Annotated in this window: 2 protein-coding genes; both read right to left on the bottom strand. The window is 60.4% G+C overall.

What is annotated here, in order from left to right; translation table 11 throughout:
• Nucleotides 1-1,086 (bottom strand): hypothetical protein (locus WCA53_RS23720; protein ID WP_423916219.1); only part of this gene is annotated, 1,086 nt, incomplete at its 3' end.
• A gap of 63 nt (nucleotides 1,087-1,149) precedes the next feature.
• Nucleotides 1,150-1,858, bottom strand: a 709-nt coding sequence (locus tag WCA53_RS23715; RefSeq protein WP_423916217.1) for a CpsD/CapB family tyrosine-protein kinase, incomplete at its 5' end; no start/stop codon positions are given.

Here is a 1,858-nt window from a genome sequence, read left to right as displayed (position 1 = left end):
CCAGAAAAGGCGCGCGATTCGTGCATATGCCCATAGCAGGAGAGCAAGCGCCATTACTCCGCCGTTCGCGGTCAGATCGAGCACGTCGCTGTGAGTGGGGAGCTGGTTATTCGGAACGACTGCTTTGACAGTGAACGCCATGAATAGCGTTGTCGAGCGCTCTGAAAAGGACACGCCATAAACAGGCGATTGCTCGAACCGCGAGATTGCCTTTTCATAAGCGCGCACCCGATACCCCGGATTGCCGTTTGGCAAGGTAATGTCGTTGGAAAGCGCTGGACCGAAAGCGATCACCCCCCCAAGCGCCAGCGCCAGTCCCATCGTTCCCGCGAGAACAACGCGGTAAAGCCGTGCAGGTTGACGCAGACGGAAACGCCAGTCAGCTGCGAGCAGATAGCCGATCGTAAGCAGCATCACGATGAAGCCGGTGTTCTTGCAGAACACCACGCCGCTAGCGAGAAAGAAGAACACGATCAGCCCGCGCCACTTCCTATTGACGGATGGGCTCAATGCATAGTAGACCGCAACCGGCATCACCACGAATTCCATCTCATGGTAGCGGCCGCCGCCCCAGTCGTGGTCGTAGATCATCCGCAGGATCATATATATTGCGCTGACCGCCATCGCACGGACACTTAACTGAATCACGCGATCGCGCGCAGGAGAGATAAGAATGCCGCGCGCTGTGAACAGGGTCAACATCATGTACAGGCCGGTGTTCAGGAACGTATCCGCAAAGCCTTGCATGAACCGGGCGAACAGCGATCCGATCACGATCCAGCTGGCGAGCAGCAATAACGGCAGCCCCGCTGTAGCGACGGGCCACGCCGAGCCGCGGCGCGCGTGCCTGGGACGAAGCATCTGCCCCATGCTGGCGAATAGAATCGCCGCGAGTGAAAGCAGTAGCGGCAAATGGCGCGTGTACGGATCGTGCTGGTACTGCGCGCCATAGGGATCGTCGACGATGAACAGCGCCAGGACCAATCCGCCGAGAAAGAGGAAATCGGACATGACCAGCGTCGTTGCTCGCGAGCTGCCAGATTCGCCGGGATTGTGCGGTAACGCCGTGGCGGCTTTATCGAACATCGGTTGGACTTCCTTATGCGCATTGGAATGGGCGGCATTGCCGGATGCGAACACCCCGAATCCTCATGACTCGACAAAAATCGCGCCGACGATCGGAACGCTCGCGGCCTTGAGGCCGTCGGCCAGCCGTCGCAGCGACCGCGCATGCGTGCGATGGCGCTGCACGCTCACGAGCACACCGCCCGCTGCGCCGCCAATCATGGTTGCGTTTGCGTGCGCGGACCACGTAGGCGTCTCAAGCAGGATGACGTCAAACTGGAGTTGCGCCCCTTGCAACAGCGGGATGAGGCGCGATTTCGAGAGCAACGACTCGGCACGATCGCCCCCGTTTCCGGCGGTCAGGATCGACAGCGTTTCGATGCGCCCCTGCTTGAGCGCTGCATGCAAGGGAAGCTGTCCCGCCAGTACTTCCGACAGCCCGAGGTCGTTATCGACATCGAACGCGGCATGCAAGCGCGGGTTGTACAGATCAGCGTCGATCACGAGCGTGCGGCTGCCCGAAGCGGCGAACGCGGTAGCCAGTCGCGCGCTAAGCGTCGCCTTTGCGTCGCAGAAGTCGACGCTCACAGTGGCGAGCGACTTATGGTCCGTCTCGTTGAACCAGCGTAGCAGTAACTGACTGCGAAGCGCGTCGATCGCCTCGATGCCCATGTCATCGCTTGAACTGTCTTCGCCAGCATCGAATCGCTCGCGCTCTCGCAACTTCACGCCGGACGCATTGGAATGTCTATGCAAGGCGTCTCTCGAATGGACGCGTGGGCCGGGTTCGAGC

Source organism: Caballeronia sp. (assembly GCF_049581465.1).
In the GTDB taxonomy this organism is placed as follows: Bacteria; Pseudomonadota; Gammaproteobacteria; order Burkholderiales; family Burkholderiaceae; genus Caballeronia.
This window is presented reverse-complemented; position numbering and strand designations above follow the sequence as displayed.